The organism is Pseudomonas frigoris, from assembly GCF_047758635.1.
Taxonomy (GTDB): Bacteria; Pseudomonadota; Gammaproteobacteria; order Pseudomonadales; family Pseudomonadaceae; genus Aquipseudomonas; species Aquipseudomonas frigoris.
The window spans coordinates 4,854,321-4,881,315 of the sequence record NZ_CP180479.1; the positions used below are offsets into that span (position 1 = coordinate 4,854,321).

Sequence of the window (26,995 nt, forward strand, 5' to 3'; positions counted from 1 at the left end):
CGGCCTTCGCGAGCAAGCCCGCTCCCACATTGAAATGCATTCAAAATGTGGGAGCGGGCTTGCTCGCGAAGGCGGCCGAACAGACAACACAGATGTCGAGGTGAAACATGTACAACTGGATCGACGCCCTCGCCGACCTGCAATCCCAGGGTGAACCCTGCGTGTTGGTCACCATCATCGAAGAGCTCGGCTCGACGCCGCGTAACGCCGGCTCGAAGATGGTCATCAGCGCCAGCCAGACCTTCGACACCATCGGTGGCGGGCATCTGGAATACAAGGCCATGCAAATCGGCCGCGAGATGCTTGCCAGCGGCAAGCAGGACACGCACCTGGAGCGCTTCAGCCTCGGCGCCAGCCTGGGCCAGTGCTGCGGCGGCGTGACGGTGTTGCTGTTCGAACCGATGGGCCAGGTCCAGGCGCAGATTGCCGTGTTCGGTGCCGGCCATGTCGGTCGGGCGCTGGTGCCGCTGCTCGCCAGCCTGCCCTGCCGGGTGCGCTGGATCGATTCGCGGGAAGCAGAATTCCCCGAACAAATCCCCCATGGCGTACGCAAAATCGTCGCCGAAGAACCGGTGGACGAAATCGATGACCTGCCCGCCGGCAGCTACTGCATCGTCATGACCCACAATCACCAGCTCGACCTCGAACTCACCGCCGCGATCCTCAAGCGCAACGACTTCGCCTACTTCGGCCTGATCGGTTCGAAGACCAAACGAGTGAAGTTCGAACACCGCTTGCGCGACCGTGGTTTCGACAGCGCCGTGCTGCAACGCATGCGCTGCCCGATGGGCATCGGCGAAGTCAAAGGCAAGTTGCCTGTGGAAATCGCCATCTCCATCGCCGGCGAAATCATCGCCACCTATAACGCCAATTTCGGCCAGCACACCGCCAGCGCCGGATCATCGATCGCCAAACTGCTGCCTGCCTCACGCCGCAGCCAAGCCACGAATTGAGAAATTTTATGCCTCTGACTCGCAAAGCCTACCGCGCCGCCATTCTGCACAGCATCGCCGACCCTGCCGAAGTCGGTATCGAAGCCTCTTACGAGTATTTCGAAGATGGCCTGCTGGTGGTCGATAACGGCCAGATCAGCGCCCTTGGTCACGCCAGCGACTTGCTGCCGACACTGCCGGCCGACATCGAGATCACCCATTACCAGGACGCGCTGATCACTCCGGGCTTCATCGACACCCACATTCACTTGCCGCAAACCGGCATGGTCGGCGCCTACGGCGAGCAGCTGCTGGACTGGCTCAACACTTACACTTTTCCGTGCGAAAGCCAGTTTGCCGACAAGGCTCACGCGGACGAAGTCGCGGGCATTTTCATCAAGGAACTGCTGCGCAACGGCACCACCACCGCGCTGGTGTTCGGTAGCGTGCATCCGCAATCGGTGAACTCGTTCTTCGAAGCCGCCGAGCAGCTGGACCTGCGGATGATCGCCGGCAAGGTGATGATGGACCGCAACGCGCCGGACTACCTGACCGACACCGCCGAATCCAGCTACGTCGAAAGCAAGGCGCTGATCGAGCGCTGGCACGGCAAGGGTCGCCTGCACTACGCGGTCACCCCGCGCTTTGCCCCGACCAGCACCCCGGAACAGCTGACTCTCGCGGGTCAGTTGCTCAGCGAATTTCCTGACGTGTACATGCAGACCCACATCAGCGAAAACCTCAAGGAAGTCGAGTGGGTCAAGGCGCTGTTCCCGGAGCGCAAGGGTTACCTGGACGTCTACGACCATTACAAGCTGCTCGGCGAGCGCTCGGTATTCGCCCACGGCGTGCACCTGTGCGATGACGAATGCGCGCGACTGGCAGAAACCGGCTCGGCGATCGCCTTCTGCCCGACGTCGAACTTCTTCCTCGGCAGCGGTTTGTTCAACCTGCCGATGGCCGAGAAGCACAAGTTGAATGTCGGCCTCGGTACGGACGTTGGTGGCGGCACCAGTTTCTCACTGCTGCAAACCTTGAACGAAGCGTACAAGGTCATGCAGATGCAAGGCGCACGGTTGAGCCCGTTCAAATCGCTGTACCTGGCCACCCTCGGTGGCGCTCGCGCGCTGCGTCTGGAAGACAAGATCGGCACCCTGCAACCGGGCACAGATGCGGACTTCCTGGTGCTGGACTACAACGCCACACCGCTGCTCAGCTATCGCTTGAAGCAGGCCAATAACATTGCCGAGACGTTGTTTGTATTGATGACGCTGGGGGATGACCGGACGGTGTTGCAGACGTATGCGGCGGGGAATCAGGTGCATCAGCGCTAGGTTCTTCCGGGCACAAAAAAATCCCCCGCAGCTCTACAGCCCCGGGGGATTTTTGTTGCCTGTCAGAAGATCAAAAGATCGCAGCCTCGTTTCACTCGACAGCTCCTACATTGGAAAACGCACCCCTGTAGGAGCTGTCGAGTGAAACGAGGCTGCGAACTTTTCAACAACCAACAACCAACAACCAACAATCAGAGCTTGACCGCTGGCCGCCCTGGCTTCTTGGTCTGCAACAAATGCGAGAACACCGCATGCAAATCATCCGACGCGCTTTCCTCGTCGAGGTTGAGTTTGCTGTCGATGTGATCCATGTGATGCATCATCAGGTCCACCGCCAGTTCAGCGTTACGCGCTTCGATGGCGTCGATCAGCTGGGTGTGCTCGTCGTAGGAACAGTGGGAGCGATTGCCGCTTTCATACTGGGCAATGATCAACGAAGTCTGGGACACCAGGCTGCGCTGGAAGCTGATCAGCGGCGCATTTTTCGCCGCTTCGGCCAACTTCAAGTGGAACTCGCCCGACAGACGAATACCGGCGCCGCGATCGCCACGGGAGAAGCTGTCGCGCTCGTCGTTGACCATCTGGCGCAACTCGGCAATCTGCTCGGCAGTGGCGTGCTGCACCGCCAATTCAGTGATCGCTCGCTCCACCAGACGCCGGGCCATGAACACCTGGCGAGCCTCTTCGACACTCGGGCTGGCGACGACAGCGCCACGGTTCGGCCGCAGCAGCACGACGCCTTCATGGGCCAGGCGCGACAGCGCGCGGCGAATGATGGTGCGACTGACCCCGAAAATTTCCCCCAGCGCTTCTTCGCTCAACTTGGTACCGGGCGCCAGACGCTGTTCGAGGATGGCCTCGAAGATATGCGCATAGACAATATCGTCCTGGGTACCGCTGCGGCCGGCTTTGCCTGCTCGCGGTTGTTTCTTTAGGGGTTGCAACTGTTCGTTCATGGGCACTCGAGTCGGAAGAACTGCGGCGAATTGACCGTGACTGTAATACGGCACAGTGGGTCGCTGGCAAGTATCGCGTAAAAAACACTGCGATTGTACACAATGGAGGGTGGCAACACGACTGTACGGCTGTTTGTCACTTCCGCTGTATTGCAACGACTGGTTACTTTTGAGTTTAGGCTTGAACGCAGAATCCGCCGCCCTGTGGGAGCGGGCTTGCTCGCGAAGGCGGTGTATCAGTCGACATCTGCTTTGACTGACACACCGCCTTCGCGAGCAAGCCCGCTCCCACAGGGTTCAGCGGCGTTTCGGACATCTTCATCAGAACAAGGAACACCGCTGTCATGAACGACGTCACGCACACGCAGCTCCGCCCTTTTGCCGATACGTCGCCTTCTGCGATCGTCGCCGGCTTCATCGCGATGATGACCGGTTACACCAGCTCGCTGGTCCTGATGTTTCAGGCCGGGCAAGCGGCGGGTCTGACCAGCGGGCAGATATCGTCGTGGATCTGGGCGATCTCGATTGGCATGGCGGTGTGTTCGATTGGCCTGTCTTTGCGTTACCGCACGCCGATCACCATCGCCTGGTCGACACCCGGCGCGGCGTTGCTGATCACCAGTCTGGGCGGCGTGACCTACGGCGAAGCCATCGGCGCCTACATTACCTGCGCGATTCTGGTGACGATTTGTGGTTTGACCGGCAGCTTCGAGCGGCTGGTGAAAAAGATTCCGGCGTCATTGGCCGCCGCTCTGCTGGCGGGGATTCTGTTCAAGATCGGCAGCGAAATCTTCGTCGCCGCGCAGCATCGCACCGCGCTGGTATTGGGCATGTTCTTCACTTATCTGGTGGTCAAACGCCTGTCGCCGCGTTATGCCGTACTGGCCGCGCTGTTGATCGGCACGGCGCTGTCAGGGTTCATGGGCCTGCTGGACTTCAGCGGTTTCCATCTGGAAGTGGCGACGCCGGTCTGGACCACGCCGCACTTCTCCCTGGCTGCGACCATCAGCATCGGCATTCCGCTGTTTGTCGTGGCGATGACCTCGCAGAACATGCCCGGCATCGCCGTGCTGCGCGCCGACGGTTACACCGTGCCGGCCTCGCCGCTGATCACCACCACCGGCATCGCTTCGTTGCTGCTGGCGCCGTTCGGTTCCCACGGGATAAACCTCGCCGCCATCAGCGCGGCGATTTGCACCGGGCCGCATGCCCATGAGGATCGCAACAAGCGCTACACGGCGGCCGTCTGGTGCGGGATCTTCTACGGGATTGCCGGGGTGTTCGGCGCGACACTGGCGGCACTGTTTGCCGCGCTGCCGAAAGAGTTGGTGCTGTCGATTGCGGCGCTGGCGTTGTTCGGCTCGATCATCAACGGCTTGAGCATCGCCATGAGCGAAGTGAAGGAGCGTGAAGCGGCGCTGATTACCTTTATGGTCACGGCGTCGGGGTTGACACTGTTTTCCATCGGTTCGGCGTTCTGGGGGATTGTGGCGGGGGTGTTGACGCTGGTGATTCTGAACTGGCGTAAAGCCTGAAAAGCAAAAGATCGCAGCCTCGTTTCACTCGACAGCTCCTACACAGCTCCCGCATCGATTGCGTTCATCCTGTAGGAGCTGTCGAGTGAAACGAGGCTGCGATCCTTTGATCTTCACAAAAAAAACGGCGACCCTTGGGTCGCCGTTTTTTACAACATCAAGCTACCGGATTGATCGGCTTTTCCGGGTACCAGACGTCGATCAGCGGGCTGACGGTTGCTTCAGTCAGTTCGCTGCGGCCTTTGAGCCAGGCTTCAACAGCGGCACGCTGCTCTTCGGACACCGAGCCACGCTTCTGCAGGCAAACCAGACCGAAGTCGTCGCCGCCAACATAGCCCAGACCGTTGGCTTCCATGGCTTCTTTCAGGAACGCGTCGAGGAAAGCATCAATGGCTTCATCAGCCAAATCTTCTTTGAAATCCAGGTTCAGTTCGAAACCCAGCTCTTGAAATTCATCGACGCACAGTTTTTTGCGCAGACGCTGGGAACGGTTAGTCGCCATTGGAACAATCCTCATAAGTAATAACGGGCGGCACTTTAGCAGTTTAAGGCGCCGATTGCCCGTCTCTCTGGGTTGCAGGCCCTACCGTCGGTAAAAAAATAGCGAATTAGAGGACCAGGGTACGGCACAAGCCGCTACACCTTGGGGCATAATGCCGACACTTTCATGACCACTGAGGGAATTTATCTTCATGCCCTCGTCTTTTTCCCCTCGGCTGTAGGGTTTTATTTCACATGATCAAATCTTTGCGTCCATTGTTACTGGCCGGTTTTCTGCTCCCTCTGGCCTTCTCTGTTTCCGCCGCCCCGATCAACACCGCGCTGTCGCCAAACGTTGAAAAAGCCCTCAAGGCCAGCAAGATGCAGGACAACGCCCTGTCGCTGGTGATGATCCCGCTCAACGGCCCTGGCACCCCGACGATTTTCAACGCTGACGTCTCGGTCAATCCGGCCTCGACCATGAAACTGGTCACCACATACGCGGCGCTGGAAATGCTCGGCCCGAACCACCAGTGGAAAACCGAGTTCTACACCGACGGCACCCTCAGCGGCGGCATCCTCAACGGTAACCTCTACCTCAAGGGTGGCGGCGATCCGAAGCTGAACATGGAAAAGCTCTGGTTGCTGATGCGTGACCTGCGCGCCAACGGTGTGACTCAAATCACCGGCGACCTGGTGCTGGACCGCAATTTCTTCGTACAACCGCAATTGCCGCAGTTCAACGACGACGGCAATGACGATAACAAGCCGTTCCTGGTCAAACCTGACGCGCTGATGGTCAACCTCAAGGCCTTGCGCTTTGTGGCGCGTAACGACAACGGCCGGGTGCTGGTGTCGGTGGAACCGCCGATTGCCACCATTCGCATCGAAAACCAGGTCAAAGCCGTCAACTCCAAGCAATGCACCGGTGGCGTGCGTTACAACCCGGTGACCCAGGCCGATGGCAGCGTGACCGTGACGGTCGGCGGCCAGTTGGGCGAGGGTTGCAGCTCCCAGACTTACCTGTCGCTGCTCGACCACGCGACCTACACCGCAGGCGCCGTGCGAGCGATCTGGAAAGAACTGGGCGGCAGCATTCAGGGCGTGGACCGTCTGGCGCCAACACCTAAAGATGCCAAGGTCCTGGCTCGAGCCTTCTCGCCGGACCTGGCGGAAATCATCCGCGACATCAACAAATACAGTAACAACACCATGGCCCAGCAGCTGTTCCTGAGCCTGGGTGCGCAGTTCCGCACTGAGGCCGACGGTGACGATGCCAAGGCTGCACAGCGTGTGGTGCGTCAGTGGCTGGCGAAGAAAGGCATCACCGCGCCGCACCTGGTGATGGAGAACGGTTCCGGCCTGTCCCGTGCGGAACGGGTGAGTGCGCGTGAAATGGCCGGCATGCTGCAAGCGGCCTGGAAAAGCCCGTATTCAGCCGAGTTCATCAGCTCGATGCCGATTGCCGGCACCGACGGCACCATGCGCAAACGCCTGAAGACCACGGCGATGCGCGGTGAAGCGCACATCAAGACCGGCACCCTGAATACGGTGCGGGCAATTGCCGGTTTCAGCCGTGACATCAACGGCAATACCTGGGCGGTAGTGGCCATCCTCAACGACAAGGCACCGTTTGGCGCGTCGTCGGTGCTGGATCAGGTGCTGCTGGACCTGTATCGCCAGCCGAAACTGCCGGAAACGGCTTCGGTGCTCTAACCGGATCTACCAGACACCCAAGATCCAATGTGGGAGCGAGCTTGCTCGCGATGAGGCCCTGACATTCAACATTGATGTCGACTGTCACACCGCTATCGCGAGCAAGCTCGCTCCCACAGGGTTCCGCATGGAGGCTCAGGTCATCTCCCCCTCAACCCGATCCCGTCCTGCCAGTTTCGCCGCATACACCCCCGAATCCGCCCGCAGCAGCAGCGCATCCGCGCCCTCCCCGACTCGCCAACTGGCAATCCCGAAACTGGCGGTCACTGTCCCGACGCCTTCAATCGGCGAACTGCGCAACCCTTGCCATAGCTGCAAGGCCAGGACATGGGCATGCTCGCCGTTGATATCCGGGCAAAGCACCATGAACTCCTCGCCACCCAGGCGACAGAACACATCGGTGCGGCGCAGACGATGGCCGATGCGTTCGCACACGATCTGCAACACCCGATCGCCAACCGCGTGGCCATGCTGATCATTGATGCGTTTGAAATGGTCGATATCGAGCATGATCACCGCCAGTTCGCCGCCACCGCGTTCGACCCGGACCATTTCGGTGGTCAGGCGTTCCTGGAAATAGCGGCGGTTGTGGATCCCGGTCAGCGAGTCGGTGATCGATAGTGCCCGCAGTTCTTCTTCCACCCGTTTCAAATCGGAGATGTCCGAGATGTAGCCGTGCCAGAGCACGCCGCCACCGGGCAATTCCTCCGGCGTCGCCTCGCCACGAACCCAACGCAGGCCGCGCAGGGGCAGCTGCACGCGGTACTCCTCGCGCCAAGGGCTGAGGGTGTCCGCCGACGCCCGGATCGAAGCGCGGACCCGGGTGGTGTCCTGCGGATGAATCCGCGTGAAAATCGCTTCGGCGTTGAACAACAGCACATCCGGTTCAAGTTCGTAGATTTCGCGAATACCGTCGCTGGCGTAGATCACACTGAAGCGCCCATCGAATTCCATTTTGAATTGGTAGATCCCGCCGGGCACATGGGCGCTGAGTTTCTTCAACAACAGGTCCCGTGCCGCCAGGGCCTCGTGGACCCGCTTACGTTCAGTGATGTCGATACAGATCGCCAGGTGCCCGACCCACAAGCCTTGCTCGTCGAGGACCGGGGTCGCCAGCATGTTCACCGTCAAATGGCTGCCGTCGCTACGCAGCAGCGTCCATTCCCGCGCTTCGTGACCGCCCTCCTCGCCGCCCTCGACCAACATCGCCTGGCAGGTCGGAATCGGTTTGCCATAACGCGCGCTCAACTCCGCCGAACGTGCCAGGAGCTCTCGGGGCAGGTGCAGGTTTTCCAGGGTCATGTGGCCCACCACCTCAGCGCCGGCATAACCGAGCATTTGCTCGGCACCGGCATTAAAGGTGCGGATAACCCCGCGCAGGTCAGTGGCGATGATCGCCACTTGGGTCGCGGCATTCAGCACGCCGCGCAACTGACCATGGGTGCCGCGCAACTCCTGCTCACGGGCGCGCAGTTCCTGGGTCCGTTGCTCGACCATTTTCAGCGCCCGTCGACGCTGACTGACCAGCACATAGAGCAAGGCACTGAGCAACAGACTGAGCAAGCCGCCCAGCACCACCAAGGTGGTCACCGAAGAGTGATTGGCTCGCAGGAAGGCATCGCTGGGCTGAATGTCGACTTGATAGTCATGGTCGGCAAGCCGCAACAGCTGGGTCGCGGACAACTCACTGGGCGCCGGCGTGTTGGGGGACTCATAAAGCACTTCGTGCTGATCGTCTGTGGATAAGTCGAGGATGCGCACCGAAAGATAGTCACGGCCAGCGTCCGGCAGCCCGTCCGCCAGCAACTGATGCATGCTGATCACGGCCATGACATAACCGTACGATTTCACCCCCGCCGTAGCCGGACTATTGCGCAGCAACACCGGTGCGACCAGCAGCACGCCGCGCGCATAGGCCGGTTCGATACTGACCAGATGCATCGGCTGCGATACCGCCATGCCGCCGTGCTGATCGGCCCGTTCAAGGGTGGAACGGCGCAAGGGTTGAGCCCACAAGTCATAGCCCAGCGGCGAACCCAGTTTGCTTTGGGTCTGGCTATACAGCACCGCCACGTACTCATCCCGTTCGGCCGCCAGTTGCAGTTGGCCGTCGGCATTGATTTCGCGCAGGGTGAACTCGGGTAAACCCTCTGCACGCACCTGGCGTTCAAATACCGCCCGCTCGGCACCGGTTACCCGCTTGGCGAAGGAATAGGCCTGAGTCCGGTGCAGCAGCGGTTGGGTGTAACCGTCGAACTGCGCTCGGGAGACCGAATCGGAATTGGCAAAGAACCGGCGCAGGCCATCGAGGCGCTGCTCCTGATCTTCGAAGCGTTCTTCGATACGGCTGTAACGTTCACTGGCCAGCAGTTGGAAACGTTGCCGCAATTGATGGTGGAACAGATTCAGCGTCGACCACGCCAGCAATCCCGTGAGAATCCCGCCGACGACCAATACCAGCAGTGCGACCAGCCAGGCCGAGACATCTTCACTGATAAAACCCAGGATCTTCGGGCGCACGGCGTGCAACGACATAGACGCAACTCACATCGCCAGGTGCGGGAAAGCCCATTGGCCATGCGTTGAGTTATAGCTATTAGCCATCAATTTGACCAGCACAGAAAGAAGCCAAGAGCCTTTAAAAATCAAGGCTCTGTGGATCCAATCCCTTCGAGCGTCAACGAGCCGTGATTTTCCAGGCACGGTGGATTTTGCCATTACGAGCGAAATCCGGATCGATGGTCTGGGCGGTGATTTCCTCGACCGCATAACGCTCGGTGAGGTTTTCCTCGAGCTGGAACTTGCGGAAGTTGTTGGAGAAGTACAACACGCCGCCCGGGGCCAGACGCGCCATGGCCAGGTCGATCAATTGCACCTGGTCACGCTGCACGTCGAAGATCCCTTCCATGCGCTTGGAGTTGGAGAACGTCGGCGGATCGATGAAGATCAGGTCGTACTCGTCACGGCAGGCATCGAGCCAGGCCATCACGTCGCCCTGCTCCAGACGGTTCTTCTCGGAGAAACCGTTCAGCGACAAGTTGCGACGCGCCCAGTCCAGATAGGTTTTCGACAGGTCGACGCTGGTGGTGCTGCGCGCGCCGCCCTTGGCTGCGTGAACACTGGCGGTTGCGGTGTAGCTATACAGGTTGAGGAAGCGCTTGCCGGCTGCCTCTTTCTGAATCCGCATGCGCATTGGCCGGTGATCGAGGAACAGCCCGGTGTCGAGGTAATCCGTGAGGTTCACCAGCAGCTTCACGCCGCCTTCGTTGACCTCGACGAACTTGCCCTGTGCCGCTTGGCGCTCGTACTGCTTGGTGCCGCTCTGACGCTCGCGACGCTTGACCACCACGCGGCTCTTGTCGATGTTCAAGGCCTGCGGAATGGCCGCCAGGGCATCGAACATACGCGCCGAGGCTTTTTCCGGGTCGATGGACTTCGGCGCGGCGTATTCCTGGACGTGGACCCAATCCTGATACAGGTCGATGGCCATCGAGTATTCCGGCATGTCGGCATCGTAGACGCGGTAGCAGTCGATGCCTTCACGCTTGACCCACTTGCCGAGGGCCTTGAGGTTCTTTTGCAGACGGTTGGCAAACATCTGCCCGCCTTCGCTCAAGCGCGGCTGTTCGATCACCACCGGCGCCGGTTTGATCGGGTTGCCGTTCTTGTTGTACTTCTCGTACTTGCCGGGTGCTACGTCGTTGTCTGCGACTTCGACTTCGGCTTGAACTTGTTCACGCTCGACCTGACGCTGTTCCGGGGTGCGGCGTTCGCCAGTGACGAACTGATCTGGCGTGACCTTGATCAGCAGCAACTTGCACGGCAACGCGCCGTTCCAGAACGAATACTGTTTGTGGCTGCGGATGCCCATGCGCTTGCCCAGGTCCGGGGCACCAGTGAACACCGCGGCTTCCCAGTTCAGGCAGGCCTGACGCAGACGCTCGCCGAGGTTCTGGTAGAGGTAGAGCAAGCTCGCCTCGTCGCCCAGACGCTCGCCGTACGGAGGGTTGCAGATGACCAGGCCTTTCTGGTTCTGGTCCGGACGCGGCTCGAACGTCCCGACTTCGCCCTGGTAGATCTTGATCCACTCGCTCAGGCCGGCACGTTCAACGTTGTTGCGGCCCGGTTGAATCAAGCGCGGGTCGGCTTCGTAACCGCGAATCCACAGCGGTGGCTTGGCCAGACCGGCCGCGCAACGCTCAGTGGCTTCTTCGTGAAGCTTTTTCCACAGCGCCGGGACGTGACCGAGCCAGGCGGTGAAGCCCCACTGCTCGCGACGCAGGTTCGGCGCCATGTCGGCGGCAATCATCGCGGCTTCGACGAGGAACGTACCGACACCGCACATCGGGTCAGCCAGCGCGCCGCCTTCGGCCGCAATGCGTGGCCAGCCGGAACGGATCAGGATCGCGGCCGCGAGGTTTTCCTTCAGCGGCGCCGCGCCCTGCTGCAAGCGATAGCCGCGCTGGTGCAGGCTGTGGCCGGAGAGGTCGAGGGACAGGATGGCTTCGCCACGGTCCAGGCGCAGGTGAATGCGCAGATCCGGGTTGAGCTTGTCGATGGAAGGACGATCGCCCTGCGGCGTGCGCAGTTTGTCGACGATGGCGTCCTTGACCTTCAAGGCGCCGAAGTGGGTGTTGTCGATGCCCGAGCCGTGACCGCTGAACTCAACGGCCAAGGTGCCATCGTTGAGCATGTGGTCTTGCCACTCGATATCCAGCACGCCGTGATAAAGGTCTTCGGCGTCCTTCATCGGGAAACGCTTGAGCACCAGCAGCACCCGGTTCGCCAGACGCGACCACAGGCACAGGCGATAAGCGGTTTCCATGGTGGCCATGCCGCGCACGGCAGAGGTGTGCTCACGCGCTTCCTCAAGGCCAAGCCCGATGGCTTCCTCGATGAGCAGGCCTTCAAGGCCTTTGGGGCAAGTGAGGAAGAGTTCGAAACGATCGGACATGGTAATTCCAGAGCCTTTAGCTAAGTGAACCGGCAACGCATTGCCGGCCCGGTTTTCAATCAGGCGCTTTTCTAAAAGAGCGCCCGCGTGGCACGAAGGTGTGCCGTCCCACCCCTGCAAGCTCGGGTTAAAAGAGCTTAGATGCAAAGACAGATAAAAAAGTTGATGCAACAAAATGTCATAAGTCGACCCTTCGTCGAATAGTCCCCCTGCTCAACAGGAGGCATTCTCACTAAAGGATTAACCCCATCATGCAGCGCGGGGCTGATCATACCGGGGTTTTGCCAATAGACACGGGACAACATCGTGTTACTTATCGCCATACCATCTTTATCGTTACGTCCTTATGACAAAACGATCATTCCCTCGATGTGACGCATTGGTTAGAACTCAATACAGGTTGACGCCGCAATGACGTCAACACCTTGGCTCGCGACGCCGGCAGCGAGCCCCAACGGCAGGAGTTTTTCTGCCAGACCTCGATTGAGGTCGACACGATTAATACAGTCAACAAGTGAGGGCAACACCCTATGAGAAGACTTAAGCGTGATCCGTTGGAAAGAGCATTTTTGCGCGGATATCAATATGGCGTTGGTGGCAAATCCCGTGAGCTTTGCCCATTTACTCTACCGTCGGTACGCCAAGCCTGGATTAACGGCTGGCGAGAAGGACGCGGCGACAACTGGGACGGTATGACCGGCACTGCGGGAATCCATAGACTCAACGAACTTCACGCCGTCGGCTAACACAGGGCACACACTCCGACACGACAATCTGATTACGTAACGACTTACCACGCACGCCCCATCCGGGCGGCGGGCTTCGGCCCAGGGGCTCCTTCGAGGAGCCCTTTTTTATGCCTGCCAAAATCTCACCTTGAGCAGCATACATCTCTGTGGGAGCGAGCTTGCTCGCGATAGCGGCTTAACATTCAACAATGACGTTGGATGCAAGTCCGTCATCGCGAGCAAGCTCGCTCCCACAGGGATCAGCGCAGGGCGGCGATGGCGTCTACGGATTCACGAATCAGCGCCGGGCCTTTATAGATGAAGCCGGAATAGAGCTGCACCAGGCTGGCACCCGCAGCGATTTTCTCAGCCGCGTGCTTGCCTTCGGTGATGCCGCCCACGGCGATGATCGGCAAGCGACCGGCCAACTCGGCCGCCAGCACCTTCACGGTGTGGGTGCTCTTGTCACGAACCGGTGCGCCGGACAGACCGCCCGCCTCGTCGCCGTGCTCCATGCCTTCTACGCCGACGCGGCTCAGGGTGGTGTTGGTAGCGATCACCGCGTCCATCCCGGTTTCGATCAGCGCTTGCGCGACCTGAGCGGTTTCTTCGTCGGTCATGTCCGGCGCAATCTTGATCGCCAGTGGTACATGTTTGCCATGGCGCAGCGCCAGTTCTGCGCGGCGCGTCGCCAGGTCGGCCAACAATTGCTTCAGCGAATCGCCGAATTGCAGGCTGCGCAGGCCCGGGGTGTTCGGCGAGCTGACGTTGACCGTCACATAGCTGGCGTGGGCGTAGACCTTGTCCAGGCAGATCAGGTAGTCGTCGACCGCCCGCTCAACCGGGGTATCGAAGTTTTTGCCGATATTGATACCCAGCACGCCCTTGAACTTGGCCGCCGCCACTCGAGCCAGCAGGTGATCGACGCCGAGGTTGTTGAACCCCATGCGGTTGATGATCGCCTCGGCTTCCGGCAGACGGAAAATGCGTGGCTTCGGGTTGCCCGGCTGCGGACGCGGAGTGATGGTGCCGATTTCGACAAAACCAAAACCCAGTTGCGCAAAACCGTCGATGGCCGCGCCGTTCTTGTCCAGACCGGCCGCCAGACCCACCGGGTTCGGGAAGTCGAGGCCCATGACGGTCACCGGCATTTTCGCCGGCGCCTTGCACAGCAAGCCGTTGAGGCCCAAACGCCCGCCCGCGCCGATCAGGTCCAGGGACAGATCGTGGGAGGTTTCCGGGGAAAGTTTGAACAACAGCTGACGGGCCAGGGTGTACATGGGCGGGTTTGACTCTGGGCTACGAAAAGTGGCGGCGATTATAGCCGGGCATCGGGGTTGCAGGCGAGGCGCACGACAAAATCAGCGAGCAATGGCATATGCCTTGCACCGTCACTCACATAAGCACTCATGCCAACGGCGGGATGAGTCGAAAGACAAAGGCGTCGTCACTTGGCCTTGCTCTGGCAAGCAGCCGGTCCGGCGCTTTTTTATGGAAGGTGTTTACTGATGATTGAAGTTCCAGCCAACCCTCTGGCCTGGGTCAACGGCAGCGATGCCCCGGAAAAGACCGAAATCAACCTCGGCTTCATGGCCCTGAGTGACTGCGCCTCGGTAGTGGTCGCGGCCACGCAGGGCTTTGCCCAACCTTATGGCCTGACGCTGAACCTCAAGCGCCAGTCGTCCTGGGCCAACCTGCGGGACAAACTGGTCAGTGGCGAACTCGACGCCGCCCACAGTCTGTACGGTTTGATCTACGCGGTGCATTTGGGCATCGGCGGTGTCGCGTCGACCGACATGGCGGTGCTCATGGGCCTGAATCAGAATGGCCAGAGCATCAACCTCTCCCATGGCTTACAGGCGCTGGACGTGACCGGTCCTGAAGCACTGGAACGGCACGTGCACCAAAGTCGCCCAAAACTCACCTTCGCCCAGACATTTCCTACGGGCACCCACGCCATGTGGTTGTATTACTGGCTCGCGAGTCAGGGTATTCATCCGTTGCAGGACGTCGACAGCGTGGTGGTGCCGCCGCCGCAAATGGTCGCGCACCTGCAAGCCGGGCGCATCGACGGCTTCTGCGTCGGCGAGCCATGGTCCGCCAGCGCGGTGCAGCAAAATCTGGGGTTCACGATGGCAACCACCCAGACCATCTGGCCCGATCATCCGGAAAAAGTCCTCGGTTGCACACGCGCCTTTGTCGAGCAATACCCCAACACCGCAAGGGCGCTGGTGATGGCGATTCTGGAGGCCAGCCGCTTCATCGAAGAAAGTACCGAGAATCGCCGCAGCACCGCGAAGCTCTTGAGCGCGCCCGAATATCTCGACGCACCGCTCGACTGCATCGAGCCGCGATTGCTCGGTGACTACGCCGATGGGCTGGGTAATCGCTGGCAAGATCCGCACGCGCTGCGCTTCCATGGTGAAGGCGAGGTCAATCTGCCGTATCTGTCCGATGGCATGTGGTTCATGACCCAGTTCCGCCGTTGGGGTTTGTTGCGCGACGACCCGGACTACCTGGGCGTGGCCCGTCAGGTCCAGCAACTAGACTTGTATCGAGAGGCCGCCACCGCTGTCGGTGTGGCCACGAGTGATCAGCCAATGCGCAGCAGCCAGTTGATCGACGGCAAGGTCTGGGATGGCCTGGACCCCGCCGGCTATGCCCGCAGTTTCAAGCTGCACGCCATGAGCGACAGCTCGCCCCTTCTCGCCAGCCGCTGACAGGAGACTGCGAATATGTTGCGTATCCTGCTGATCAACGACACCGCGAAGAAAGTCGGTCGCCTGAAGGCGGCCCTGACCGAAGCCGGGTTCGAGGTGATCGACGAGTCGGGCCTGACCATCGACCTGCCCGCGCGCGTCGAAACGGTGCGTCCGGACGTGATTTTGATCGATACCGAGTCACCGAGCCGCGATGTGATGGAACAAGTGGTGCTGGTGAGCCGCGATCAACCGCGGCCAATCGTGATGTTTACTGACGAACATGACCCCGATGTGATGCGTCAGGCGATCAAGTCCGGCGTCAGTGCCTACATCGTCGAAGGCATCCACGCACAGCGCTTGCAGCCGATTCTCGACGTGGCCATGGCGCGTTTTGAAAGCGACCAGGCCCTGCGCGCCCAACTCAATACCCGCGACCAGCAACTGGCCGAGCGCAAGCGCATCGAGCTGGCCAAAGGGCTTCTGATGAAAATGAAGGACTGCAACGAGGAAGAGGCCTACACCCTGATGCGCCGCCAGGCCATGAGCCGTCAGCAGAAGCTGATTCAGGTGGCGGAGCAGATCATCGCGATGAGTGAGTTGCTCGGCTGAAGAGCAAAAAGATCGCAGCCTTCGGCAGCTCCTACTTGGTATCGCGTACACCTGGAGCTGCCGAAGGCTGCGATCTTTTCGTCTCGGCACAAACTCTAGATGTGGCACAGATCTCGCTAGGTAATCACTACAGGTAACCAACGGCGGTTGCCCCACCTACGACAAAGACGTCGCTCACCTCATTTGCCCTTTGGCGAATCCGGTGGCGGCGTTTTTTTGTTTTGGCCCCATAGACCGGGGCCGGTGGTGCGGCCGATGCGGCGCCCCACCTGCAAGCTCATGACTCCTTCTCGAGACTCCTAACAGCTGAGGTGCGCGATGAAATCAAGCTTCTGGAAATCTGGCCATACCCCGACATTGTTCGCGGCCTTCCTCTATTTCGACCTGAGTTTCATGGTCTGGTACCTGCTCGGCCCACTGGCAGTGCAAATCGCCGCCGACCTGCACCTGACCACCCAGCAGCGCGGCCTGGTGGTGGCCACGCCGATTCTGGCCGGGGCGGTATTGCGCTTTGTAATGGGCTTGCTGGCCGATCGCCTATCGCCGAAAACCGCCGGGCTGATTGGCCAGGTGATCGTCATCTGCGCACTGTTTGGTGCCTGGAAGCTCGGCATCCACAGCTATGAACAAGCGTTGGTGCTGGGCCTGTTCCTCGGCATGGCCGGCGCATCCTTCGCCGTCGCCCTGCCGCTGGCGTCGCAATGGTATCCACCCCAACACCAAGGCAAAGCCATGGGCATCGCCGGTGCCGGTAACTCGGGCACCGTGCTCGCGGCACTGATCGCCCCGGTGCTGGCCGCAGCATTTGGCTGGAGCAACGTGTTCGGATTCGCCCTGATCCCGCTGATTCTGACCATCATCGTCTTCGCCTGGTTGGCCAAAAACGCGCCTGAGCGGCCAAAAGCCAAGTCCGTGTCCGACTACTTCAAGGCCTTGGGCGACCGCGACAGCTGGTGGTTCATGTTTTTCTACAGCGTGACCTTCGGCGGCTTCATCGGCCTGGCCAGCGCCCTGCCCGGCTACTTCAACGACCAATATGGCCTCAGCCCGGTGACCGCCGGTTACTACACCGCAGCCTGTGTGTTCGGTGGCAGTTTGATGCGTCCGTTGGGCGGCGCTCTGGCCGACCGTTTCGGTGGCATTCGCACCCTCTTGGGGATGTACACGGTGGCGGCAGTCTGCATCGCTGCGGTGGGTTTCAATCTGCCGAGCTCCTACGCGGCGCTGGCACTTTTCGTCTGCACCATGCTCGGTTTGGGTGCCGGTAACGGCGCTGTTTTCCAATTGGTGCCGCAGCGTTTTCGTCGGGAGATCGGTGTGATGACCGGTTTGATCGGCATGGCCGGCGGTATCGGTGGGTTTGCGCTGGCAGCAGGCATGGGCGCGATCAAGCAAAGCACCGGCAGTTATCAACTGGCCTTGTGGTTGTTCGCCAGTCTTGGCGTTCTGGCCTGGTTCGGTCTGCACGGCGTGAAACGTCGCTGGAGAACCACTTGGGGTTCGGCAGCCGTGACCGCTGCTCGAGTCTGAGGCCTCAATGAGCCTGCAACTGAGTTTTGCCGAAGCGAGCGCCATTGGCCCTCGCGAGGAGAATCAGGACGCCCTGCGTCTGGTGACTCCGGCCCCGGCGCTGGCGGCGAGCAAGGGTTACCTGTTCGCCATCGCCGATGGCGTCAGCCAATGTGCCGATGGTGGCCTCGCCGCCCGCTCGACGTTGCAGGCTCTGGCGCTCGATTACTACGCCACGCCGGAAACCTGGGGCGTCGCGCAGGCACTGGATCGCCTGCTGCTGGCACAAAATCGCTGGTTGCAGGCCAATGGCGGTGGGCAACCGTTGCTCACCACTGTCAGTGCTTTGGTCATGCGCGGTAGGCGATTTACCTTGGCCCATGTCGGCGATTGCCGGGTTTATCGCTGGCACGCCGACACTTTGCAACGGGTCAGCGAGGATCACGTCTGGGACCAACCGGGCATGCAGCATGTGCTCAAACGGGCACTTGGGCTCGATCAGCATTTGGTGCTGGATTTTCTCGATGGCGAACTGCGGTTGAACGAAAGTTTCGTACTGCTCAGCGACGGCATTTGGGCCGTGCTGGGCGACACCGCGATTGCGGCAATTCTGCGCGATCAACCGGATTTGAACAGCGCTGCGCAGACCTTGGTCAACGCGGCGCATCTGGCCGGCAGCCAGGACAACGCCAGCGCCTTGCTGGTGCGAGTCGATGCCCTCGGTGAAACGAGCATCGGCGATGCATTGATTCATTTGCAGCAATGGCCGCTGCCGCCAGCCTTGAAACCAGGCCAGACTTTCGAAGGTTGGCAGGTCGAAGGGATACTCGGCCAGAGCCAGCAGTCGCTGCTCTATCGGGTGCGCGATGGGCAACAACAACCCTGGCTACTGAAAACCTTGCCAGGCGCGCTGCGCGACGATCACTTGGCCGGGCAGGCGTTGCTGTCGGAAGAATGGTTTCTCAAGCGCGTGGCCGGGCGGCATTTCCCTGAAGTCCATGCCACCAGTCAGCGTCAGCATTTGTACTACGTGATGCGGGAATATTCCGGATCTACCTTGGCGGAGCTGCACGCCGATGTCGGACCGCTGCCTCTGCCCCAATGGCAGGATCTGGCCGAACGCCTGCTGCGCGCCGTTGGCATACTGCATCGACGGCAGATTCTCCATCGAGACATCAAACCGGAGAACCTGCTGCTGGGGGACGACGGCGAATTACGCCTGCTGGACTTCGGACTCGCCTACTGCCCTGGCCTGTCTGAAGATCAGCCTTCTGCCCTGCCTGGAACGCCCACCTATATCGCGCCGGAAGCCTTTCGCGGGGAAGCACCGACACCGCAACAGGATTTGTATGCCGTCGGCGTGACCCTGTATTTCCTGCTCACCGGGCATTATCCCTACGGCGAAATCGAAGCCTTCCAGCGCCCACGGTTCGGGGTTTCTGTCAGCGCCAGTCGATATCGACCCGACCTGCCGGAATGGATTGCGCAAAGTCTGGAGCGCGCCGTGGCGGCGGATCCGGGTCAACGTTTTGAAACGGCGGAAGAATGGTTGCTGCTACTGGAACAGGGCGAGCGGCGCAGTTTGAGCGTGCGACCCAGACCGTTGCTGGAGCGCGAACCGTTGAAGGTCTGGCGAACCTTGGCGCTGGTGTCGTTGCTGGTGAATCTGGTGCTGCTGTTTTTACTGTTTCATGGCTGAGTTTTTCACTGCACCCAAAAGATCAAAAGATCGCAGCCTGCGGCAGCTCCTACGGGTGCCCACGATCTCCTGTGGAGCTGCCGTAGGCTGCGATCTTTTGACTTTTCTGCTTCAAAACCGGGCATCGCGCATTGAACCGGTGCACGGAAATACCTCCTCCCATGACAAGAGCCCATAAATTCGGCATTTGTGCGACTTGGCACAACCACTGCATTACCTTTCTCACCATACATAAAGCCCAGCCTTCAACGACGAAGGATGCGCTGCCCGAGAGAACGGGACCAGGACAAAGGCGTCCTCGCTAGGCAACTAGCGGGACGCCTTTTTTTGTTTGCGCAAATTTTGTCGAGCAAGACCTGTAAGCCCTGATGAGGCGGGTCCGAGCTCCCCGGAGAACCTGATGAAAAAACTAAAACTGGTGATGATCGGCAACGGCATGGCCGGGGTTCGCACCCTGGAAGAACTGCTCAAGCTGAGCAATGAGCTGTACGACATCACGGTCTTCGGCGCCGAACCCCATACCAACTACAACCGCATCCTGCTGTCACCGGTGTTGGCCGGTGAACAGACCTTCGAAGAGATCGTGCTCAACGATCTGGACTGGTACCTGGACAACAACATCAAGCTGCTGCTCAACCGCAAAGTGGTGGAGATCGACCGGGTCAAACGCCGCGTGATCGCCGAAGACGGCAGCGAGGCCGAATACGATCGCCTGCTGATCGCCACCGGCTCGACTCCGTTCATCCTGCCGATCCCCGGCAACACCTTGCACGGCGTGATCGGCTACCGCGACATCGCCGACACCCAGGCAATGATCGACACCGCGAAAACCCACAAGCACGCCGTTGTGATCGGTGGCGGCCTGCTCGGCCTGGAAGCCGCCAACGGCCTGATGCTGCGCGGCATGCACGTCACCGTGGTGCACATCGGGGAATGGCTGCTGGAACGGCAACTGGATAAAACCAGCGGCCAGTTGCTGCAAACTGCCCTGGAAGCCCGCGGCTTGCACTTTCGTCTTTGCGAGCAAACCCAGGCCCTGCACGATGCAGGCAATGGCCGGGTCGGCTCGGTGGAGTTCAAGAATGGCGACATCATCCCCGCCGACCTGGTGGTGATGGCCGCCGGTATTCGACCTAACACCGAGCTCGCGGAAAAATCCGGCATTCCCTGTAACCGCGGGATTCTGGTCAACGACACCCTGCAAACCTACGACCCACGCATCTACGCCATCGGCGAATGCGCCAGCCACCGCGGCATCGCTTACGGCCTGGTGGCGCCGCTGTTCGAACAGGCCAAGGTCTGCGCCAACCACCTCGCCCAACTGGGCTTCGCCACCTATAAGGGCTCGGTGACGTCGACCAAATTGAAAGTCACCGGCATCGACCTGTTCTCCGCCGGCGACTTTATGGGCGGCGAAGGTACCGAAACCATCACCCTCTCCGACCCTATCGGCGGGGTCTACAAAAAACTGGTGATCAAGGATGACGTGCTGGTCGGGGCCTGTCTGTACGGCGATACGGCAGACGGTGGCTGGTATTTCCGGCAGATCCGTGAGAACCACGCCATCGACGAGATCCGCGATCACCTGATGTTTGGCGAAAACGCTCTGGGCGATGTAGGACATCAGGGCCAGGACAAAGCCATGAGCATGGCCGACACCGCCGAAGTCTGCGGTTGCAACGGCGTGTGCAAAGGCACCATCGTCAAGGCGATTCAGGAACACGGGTTGTTCAGCGTCGACGACGTCAAGAAACACACCAAGGCTGCCAGCTCTTGCGGCTCCTGCGCAGGGTTGGTGGAACAGATCCTGATCAACACCGTGGGCGGCGCAGCAGACGTCAAACCGAAAAGCGAGAAAGCCATTTGCGGTTGCAGCGACTTGAATCACGGGCAAATTCGTCAGGCCATCCGCGAGCAGCATTTGCTGACCATTGCCGGCACCATGAGCTATCTGAACTGGCGCACGCCGAACGGCTGCGCCACGTGCCGCCCGGCGCTCAACTACTACCTGATTTCCACCTGGCCGGGCGAAGCCAAGGACGATCCGCAATCGCGCCTGATCAACGAACGCGCCCACGCCAACATTCAGAAAGACGGCACTTACTCTGTAGTCCCGCGGATGTGGGGCGGTGTGACCAATCCTTCGGAACTGCGGCGCATTGCCGACGTGGCCGACAAATACAACGTGCCGATGGTCAAGGTGACCGGAGGCCAGCGTATCGATTTGCTGGGGATCAAGAAGCAGGACCTGCCGGGCGTCTGGAAGGATCTCGACATGCCGTCCGGCCACGCCTACGGCAAATCCATCCGCACCGTGAAGACTTGCGTTGGCAGTGAGTTCTGCCGCTTCGGTACCCAGAACTCCACCCAACTGGGCATCGAGCTTGAGCACGACCTGTTCAATATGTGGTCGCCGCACAAAGTGAAACTGGCCGTCTCCGGTTGCCCTCGCAACTGTTCGGAAGCGGGCATCAAGGACGTCGGAATTATCGGCGTGGATTCGGGCTGGGAGATGTACATCGGTGGCAACGGCGGGATCAAAACCGAAGTCGCGGAATTCTTCGTCAAGCTCAAGACCGCCGAAGAAGTGCGTGAATACAACAGCGCGTTCCTGCAGCTCTATCGCGAAGAAGCTTTCTACCTCGAACGCACCGTGCACTACCTGCAACGGGTCGGCATGGAACACATCAAGAAAGCCGTGCTGGAGGACCCGGAGCGGCGCAAGGCGCTCAACGATCGCTTGCAATTCTCCTTGTCGTTCGAACAGGACCCGTGGAAGGAACGCCTGGAACAACCGCTGCTGAAGAAAGAATTCGACGTCATCACAGTGAAGAACCTGGAGGTGCCGGCATGAACTGGCTGGATATCTGCGCACTGGAAGAAATCAATGCCCTGGGCTCGCGGATCATCGCCGGCCCGAAAGGTGACATCGCGATTTTTCGTACCAGCGACGATGAGGTTTTCGCACTCGACGACCGTTGCCCGCACAAGGGCGGGCCGCTGTCCCAAGGTTTGATCTACGGCAAACGGGTCGCCTGCCCGCTGCATAACTGGCAGATCGACCTGGAGACCGGCGAAGCCCAGGCCCCGGACATCGGTTGCGCTCACCACCATTCAGCACGGGTCGAGAATGGCCGGGTGTTGCTGGCCCTGCGGGAAGCAAGCTGATGAACCAGATCACCGCTTCCACCTGCTGCTATTGCGGGGTCGGCTGCGGCGTGCTGATAGAGCATGATGGCGAGCGCATTCTCGGCGTCAGCGGCGATCCGGCCCACCCGGCCAACTTCGGCAAATTGTGCAGTAAAGGCTCTACCTTGCACCTGACCGGCGATCTCGCAGCCAGGGCGTTGTATCCCGAACTGCGCCTGGGCAAAGGCCTGGCCCGCAGTCGCACCGACTGGGACACCGCCCTTGATCACGCCGCCAGCGTTTTTGCCAAGACCATCGCCGAACACGGCCCGGACAGCGTGGCGTTCTACATTTCCGGACAATTGCTGACCGAGGATTACTACGCCTTCAACAAACTGGCGCGAGCGCTGGTGGGCACCAACAACATCGACAGCAATTCGCGCCTGTGCATGTCTTCGGCCGTGGTCGGTTACAAGCGCAGCCTGGGCGCCGACGCACCGCCGTGCAACTACGAAGACCTGGAATTGAGCGACTGCGTGATGATCGTCGGCAGCAACATGGCCTACGCCCACCCGATACTTTTCCGTCGCCTGGAGGAAGCGAAATCCCGCCGGCCGCAGATGAAAGTCATCGTCATCGACCCGCGTCGTACCGACACCTGCGATCTGGCCGACCTGCACCTGGCGATTCTGCCAGGCACCGATGTCGCCTTGTTCCATGGGATTTTGCACCTGCTGCTGTGGGAAGACTGGGTTGACCGCGACTTCATCAAGGCCCACACCGAAGGCTTGGCCGAACTGAAAAACCTGGTGCGTGATTACACGCCGCAGATGGTTTCGCAGCTCTGCGGGATCAGTGTCGAGCAACTGCAGCAATGCGCTGAATGGGTGGGCACTTCACCGAGCTTCCTGTCGCTGTGGTGCATGGGCATGAACCAGTCCACCGCCGGCAGCGCGAAAAACAGCGCACTGATCAACCTGCACCTGGCCACCGGGCAAATCGGCCGCCCCGGTGCAGGACCTTTCTCCCTGACCGGTCAGCCAAATGCCATGGGTGGCCGCGAAACCGGCAGCTTGTCGAACCTGCTGCCCGGCCATCGCGAGGCTGCCAATGCCAAACATCGCGCGGAAGTGGCGGCGTATTGGGGCGTGGATCAACTGCCTGCAAACACCGGGCTCACCGCAATCGAATTGTTTGAGCAGGTGCGCAGCGGCAAGATCAAGGCGCTGTGGATCGCCTGCACCAATCCTGCGCAATCAATGCCGGATCAAACCGCAGTGCGCGCGACACTGGAAGCCTGCCCGTTCGTGGTGTTGCAGGAAGCGTTCCGGACCACAGAAACCGCGGCCTTCGCTGACCTGCTGCTGCCTGCAGCCAGTTGGGGCGAAAAGGACGGCACGGTGACCAACTCTGAACGTCGCATTTCCCACGTTCGCCGGGCGATCCTCGCACCCGGTGAAGCCCGCTCTGACTGGGCGATCACCGTGGATTTCGCACAGCGCCTGGAAAAACATCTGCGCCCCGGGCAAACCAGCCTGTTTGCCTTTGAAAACCCGGCGCAGGTCTTCGACGAGTACAAGCAATTGACCCGCGGGCGTGATCTGGACTTGTCCGGCATCAGTCATGAACTGATCGATCGCCTCGGCCCGCAGCAATGGCCCTTCCCCACTGGCGCCAGTGAAGGCACGGCCCGGCTGTACCTGGACGGTATTTTCCCGACGGCCAGTGGACGCGCGCAATTCGTGGCCGACCCGTATCGCGCCGCCAAGGAACAACGCGACGCGCGCTTCCCGCTGACCCTGATCACCGGCCGCCTGCGGGATCAATGGCACGGCATGAGCCGTACCGGCACCGCCGCACAGCTCTTCGGCCACGTCAGTGAAGCGGTGTTGAGTTTGCACCCGGATGAACTGCGCCGGCATCGGCTGCAATCGGGCGACCTGGTCAGTCTGAAAAGTCGCCGTGGCGCAGTGATTGTCGCCGTTGGCAGTGACGACAGCGTGCGACCTGGTCAGGCCTTTCTGCCCATGCATTGGGGTGACCGCTTCCTCAAGGGCGGCGTAAATGCGCTCACCCAACCGGCTTTCGACCCTTTGTCGAAACAACCCGAACTCAAGCACAGCGGCGTACGCCTGGAACCGGTGCAACTGCCGTGGAACCTGTTCGCCCTGATCGAGGGCAATGTTCAACAGAATTTTGAGACGCTACGACCGCTCTGTGAGGCGTTTTCCTACGTCAGCCTCAGCCTGGCCGGCCGCGAACGCCCCGCGCTGCTGATACGCGCTGCCAGCGCCGTCGCGCCCGACCCGCAATTGCTGCGTGATATCGATCAATGCCTGGGACTCAACGATGGCCCGGTTTTGGCCTACGACGACCCACGGCGCTCCATCGGTAAACGGGTGCGGATCGAGAACGGCCGGATCACTGCAATTCGCCTGGCCGGTGAAACCCTTGCCCAACACTGGCTGCAAAGCCTGTGGCTGGAAGGTCGCGCTGACGAACAGCTGCGGCGCTGGCTGCTGGCACCGCTGAGCGCACCGCCGGGCAACACCAGTACACCGGCTATCGGTAACAAAACCCTGTGCAACTGCAAAAACGTCAGCCAAAGCGCGGTCTGCGCCGGCATTAGCCGCGGCCTGGACCTGCAGGGTTTGAAACAAGAATTGGGCTGCGGCACGCAATGCGGCTCCTGCGTCCCGGAAATCAAGCGCTTGCTGGCCGCCACTGCGCAGCCGGTCGCCGTCACCTCGTGAGGAAAAACACTATGAGCGCAAAAGTCTGGCTGGTGGGTGCGGGTCCTGGCGATCCGGAATTGTTGACCCTCAAGGCCGTGCGGGCGCTGAGCGAAGCGGATGTGGTGCTGATCGATGACCTGGTCAACGACGCGGTGCTGGAACATTGCCCGCAGGCGCGGATCATTCCCGTGGGCAAACGCGGCGGCTGTCGCTCCACACCTCAGGCGTTCATTCATCGCCTGATGCTGCGTTATTCCCGCCACGATAAATGCGTGGTGCGGCTCAAGGGTGGCGACCCGTGCATTTTTGGCCGGGGCGGCGAAGAGGCGCAGTGGCTGCGTGAACATGGGGTCGAAGTGGAACTGGTCAACGGCATCACTGCCGGGCTTGCTGGCGCAACGCAATGCGATATTCCGTTGACCCTGCGGGGTATTGCTCGTGGCGTGACGCTGGTCACCGCTCACACTCAGGATGGCAGCAGTCTGAACTGGCAAGCCCTGGCCCAAGGTGGCACGACGCTGGTGGTGTATATGGGGGTCGAAAAACTGAGCGAGATTCGTGAGCAGTTGCTCGCCGGAGGAATGGCGGCGGATACACCGGTGGCAATGATTGAAAACGCTTCCCTGCCACACCAGCGGGAATGTCGGAGCGACCTGACGGCAATGGAAGAAGACGCCTGCAGCTTCGAGCTCAAAAGCCCGGCGATCCTGGTGATCGGTGCCGTCGCGGGGTGTGATGAGATCAAAAGATCGTCCGAACGCGGCCCGAGCCTTCGGCAGCTCCTACATTGACCGTGTGCAAATCCAATCCCGTAGGAGCTGCCGAAGGCTCGGGCCGCGTTCGGACGATCTTTTCGCCGCAACGCAAATCTCCCGCTAAAACCCAAATCGCAGACAAAGAAAAGCCCGGCCTAAGCCGGGCTTTTCAGAGCTGCGAGCTAATTACTTAGCTTTAGCTTCAACCTGCGCTTCTACGCGACGGTTTACAGCGCGACCAGCTTCAGTTTTGTTGTCAGCAACTGGGCGGGATTCGCCGTAGCCAACAGACTGAACGCGGGACGATTCAACACCGTACTGGTTGGTCAGAACTTGCTTAACGGCGCTTGCACGACGCTCGGACAGTTTCTGGTTGTAAGCGTCAGGACCGACGGAGTCAGTGTGACCTTCAACAGTAGTGCTGGTGGATGGGTACTGCTTCATGAAGTCAGCGAGGTTTTTGATGTCGCCGTAGCTGTTAGGCTTGACTACCGACTTGTCGAAGTCGAATTTCACGTCCAGCTCAACACGAACAACTTCAGCAACTGCTGGGCAGCCATCAGCGTCAACAGTTACGTTGGCTGGGGTGTCCGGGCACTTGTCAACGTTGTCGCAAACGCCATCGTTGTCGCTGTCGGAGCAGACTTCAGCGGGTGCTTGAACTGGAGCAGCAGCAGGCTTGGAGCCGCCACCGAAGTTCACACCGATACCGACGCTTGGAGCCCACTCGGTGTCGCCCTGGTCGATATTGTATTGAGCTTCAACGCCAGCACGGGCGTAGAAGTTCTCGGTGAAGTACAGCTTGGCACCGCCGCCAACGTTGGCGAAAGTGGAACGGTTACGACCGCCACCGCCGTTCTGGCCAATGCTCTGGTCCGAGAAACCGGCAGAAACGTATGGACGGAGCATGTCGCCTGGGTTGTTGAAGTGGTACAGAGCGTCCAGAGCGGTATCAGCGCCCTTAACGTTACGACCGTCATCGGAACGTACGTTGTGCACTTCGTCGTAAGCCAGACGCAGTTCAACGTCGTCGGTCAGGAAGTAACCAACCGAACCGCCGAACAGGTTGCCGTTGTTCTTGAAGTTACGATCGCTGTCGTACTGCTCTTTCTTCGCGAAGCCTTCGATTTCAACTGCGCCTTGGCCTTGTGCCAGAGCGCCGAACGAAGTGGCGGCAATCAAAGAACCAATGGCCAAGCCCAAGGTGTTTTTCAGTTTCATC

At 60.3% G+C, this 26,995-nt stretch carries 19 protein-coding genes; 13 read left to right on the top strand and 6 right to left on the bottom strand.

The annotated features are described in order from the left end of the window. Nucleotides 1-107 precede the first annotated feature (107 nt). Nucleotides 108-953, top strand: coding sequence for a xanthine dehydrogenase accessory protein XdhC (gene xdhC, locus ACMXYH_RS22310; protein WP_129442835.1), 846 nt, complete (start codon nucleotides 108-110; stop codon nucleotides 951-953). An 8-nt stretch (nucleotides 954-961) separates the two neighbouring features. Then, nucleotides 962-2,266, top strand: a complete 1,305-nt coding sequence (gene guaD / locus ACMXYH_RS22315; RefSeq protein WP_129442833.1) for a guanine deaminase — start codon at nucleotides 962-964, stop codon at nucleotides 2,264-2,266. Between the two features lie 191 nt (nucleotides 2,267-2,457). Here the strand turns inward: guaD and ACMXYH_RS22320 are convergent, their stop codons facing one another. Continuing rightward, nucleotides 2,458-3,222: a GntR family transcriptional regulator gene (locus tag ACMXYH_RS22320; protein ID WP_129442830.1), complete on the bottom strand. Its 765-nt coding sequence runs from the start codon at nucleotides 3,220-3,222 to the stop codon at nucleotides 2,458-2,460. Between the two features lie 344 nt (nucleotides 3,223-3,566). On the opposite strand from ACMXYH_RS22320, the gene ACMXYH_RS22325 reads away from it, so the two are divergent. Beyond that, entirely contained in the window at nucleotides 3,567-4,757 is a 1,191-nt protein-coding gene (locus ACMXYH_RS22325; RefSeq protein ID WP_415764960.1) for a benzoate/H(+) symporter BenE family transporter, read from the top strand. Between the two features lie 157 nt (nucleotides 4,758-4,914). Here ACMXYH_RS22325 and ACMXYH_RS22330 read toward each other — a convergent pair whose 3' ends face one another. Continuing rightward, entirely contained in the window at nucleotides 4,915-5,259 is a 345-nt protein-coding gene (locus ACMXYH_RS22330; protein ID WP_007896965.1) for a YggL family protein, read from the bottom strand. A gap of 233 nt (nucleotides 5,260-5,492) precedes the next feature. Between ACMXYH_RS22330 and dacB the strand changes: the two genes are divergently transcribed. Further along, nucleotides 5,493-6,953, top strand: a complete 1,461-nt coding sequence (gene dacB, locus ACMXYH_RS22335) for a D-alanyl-D-alanine carboxypeptidase/D-alanyl-D-alanine endopeptidase (RefSeq protein WP_008146279.1) — start codon at nucleotides 5,493-5,495, stop codon at nucleotides 6,951-6,953. Between the two features lie 135 nt (nucleotides 6,954-7,088). Here dacB and ACMXYH_RS22340 read toward each other — a convergent pair whose 3' ends face one another. Both ACMXYH_RS22340 and rlmKL read right to left on the bottom strand, forming a co-directional pair. Further along, nucleotides 7,089-9,488, bottom strand: coding sequence for a sensor domain-containing diguanylate cyclase (locus ACMXYH_RS22340; RefSeq protein WP_415764961.1), 2,400 nt, complete (start codon nucleotides 9,486-9,488; stop codon nucleotides 7,089-7,091). A 142-nt stretch (nucleotides 9,489-9,630) separates the two neighbouring features. Next, on the bottom strand, nucleotides 9,631-11,907 hold the full coding sequence (gene rlmKL, locus ACMXYH_RS22345) for a bifunctional 23S rRNA (guanine(2069)-N(7))-methyltransferase RlmK/23S rRNA (guanine(2445)-N(2))-methyltransferase RlmL (protein WP_415764962.1): 2,277 nt from the start codon (nucleotides 11,905-11,907) through the stop codon (nucleotides 9,631-9,633). A 530-nt stretch (nucleotides 11,908-12,437) separates the two neighbouring features. On the opposite strand from rlmKL, the gene rmf reads away from it, so the two are divergent. After that, on the top strand, nucleotides 12,438-12,653 hold the full coding sequence (rmf, locus tag ACMXYH_RS22350) for a ribosome modulation factor (RefSeq protein ID WP_003223300.1): 216 nt from the start codon (nucleotides 12,438-12,440) through the stop codon (nucleotides 12,651-12,653). A 242-nt stretch (nucleotides 12,654-12,895) separates the two neighbouring features. Here the strand turns inward: rmf and ACMXYH_RS22355 are convergent, their stop codons facing one another. Continuing rightward, nucleotides 12,896-13,915, bottom strand: coding sequence for a quinone-dependent dihydroorotate dehydrogenase (locus ACMXYH_RS22355; RefSeq protein ID WP_134421785.1), 1,020 nt, complete (start codon nucleotides 13,913-13,915; stop codon nucleotides 12,896-12,898). Between the two features lie 228 nt (nucleotides 13,916-14,143). On the opposite strand from ACMXYH_RS22355, the gene ACMXYH_RS22360 reads away from it, so the two are divergent. The 8 genes from ACMXYH_RS22360 (at nucleotide 14,144) to cobA (ending at nucleotide 25,809) form a co-directional block, all read left to right on the top strand. Continuing rightward, nucleotides 14,144-15,355, top strand: a complete 1,212-nt coding sequence (locus ACMXYH_RS22360; protein WP_415764963.1) for a CmpA/NrtA family ABC transporter substrate-binding protein — start codon at nucleotides 14,144-14,146, stop codon at nucleotides 15,353-15,355. 15 nt (nucleotides 15,356-15,370) lie between these two features. Beyond that, nucleotides 15,371-15,946, top strand: a complete 576-nt coding sequence (locus tag ACMXYH_RS22365; RefSeq protein WP_415764964.1) for an ANTAR domain-containing response regulator — start codon at nucleotides 15,371-15,373, stop codon at nucleotides 15,944-15,946. A 318-nt stretch (nucleotides 15,947-16,264) separates the two neighbouring features. Then, on the top strand, nucleotides 16,265-17,476 hold the full coding sequence (locus tag ACMXYH_RS22370; RefSeq protein WP_129442812.1) for a nitrate/nitrite transporter: 1,212 nt from the start codon (nucleotides 16,265-16,267) through the stop codon (nucleotides 17,474-17,476). Between the two features lie 7 nt (nucleotides 17,477-17,483). Continuing rightward, nucleotides 17,484-19,154 carry a protein kinase domain-containing protein gene (locus tag ACMXYH_RS22375; protein WP_415764965.1) on the top strand — a complete coding sequence of 557 codons (1,671 nt, stop codon included), beginning with the start codon at nucleotides 17,484-17,486 and terminating at the stop codon, nucleotides 19,152-19,154. Nucleotides 19,155-19,554: 400 nt separating this feature from the next. After that, entirely contained in the window at nucleotides 19,555-22,008 is a 2,454-nt protein-coding gene (nirB, locus tag ACMXYH_RS22380; RefSeq protein WP_415764967.1) for a nitrite reductase large subunit NirB, read from the top strand. Next, entirely contained in the window at nucleotides 22,005-22,322 is a 318-nt protein-coding gene (gene nirD / locus ACMXYH_RS22385) for a nitrite reductase small subunit NirD (RefSeq protein ID WP_008146292.1), read from the top strand. The genes nirB and nirD overlap by 4 nt, the downstream gene beginning before the upstream one ends. Next, nucleotides 22,322-25,036, top strand: a complete 2,715-nt coding sequence (locus ACMXYH_RS22390; RefSeq protein WP_415764968.1) for a nitrate reductase — start codon at nucleotides 22,322-22,324, stop codon at nucleotides 25,034-25,036. The genes nirD and ACMXYH_RS22390 overlap by 1 nt, the downstream gene beginning before the upstream one ends. An 11-nt stretch (nucleotides 25,037-25,047) precedes the next feature. Beyond that, on the top strand, nucleotides 25,048-25,809 hold the full coding sequence (gene cobA, locus ACMXYH_RS22395; RefSeq protein ID WP_415764969.1) for a uroporphyrinogen-III C-methyltransferase: 762 nt from the start codon (nucleotides 25,048-25,050) through the stop codon (nucleotides 25,807-25,809). A gap of 150 nt (nucleotides 25,810-25,959) precedes the next feature. Here cobA and ACMXYH_RS22400 read toward each other — a convergent pair whose 3' ends face one another. Beyond that, nucleotides 25,960-26,994, bottom strand: a complete 1,035-nt coding sequence (locus ACMXYH_RS22400) for an OmpA family protein (protein WP_129442801.1) — start codon at nucleotides 26,992-26,994, stop codon at nucleotides 25,960-25,962. Nucleotide 26,995: the final 1 nt, after the last annotated feature.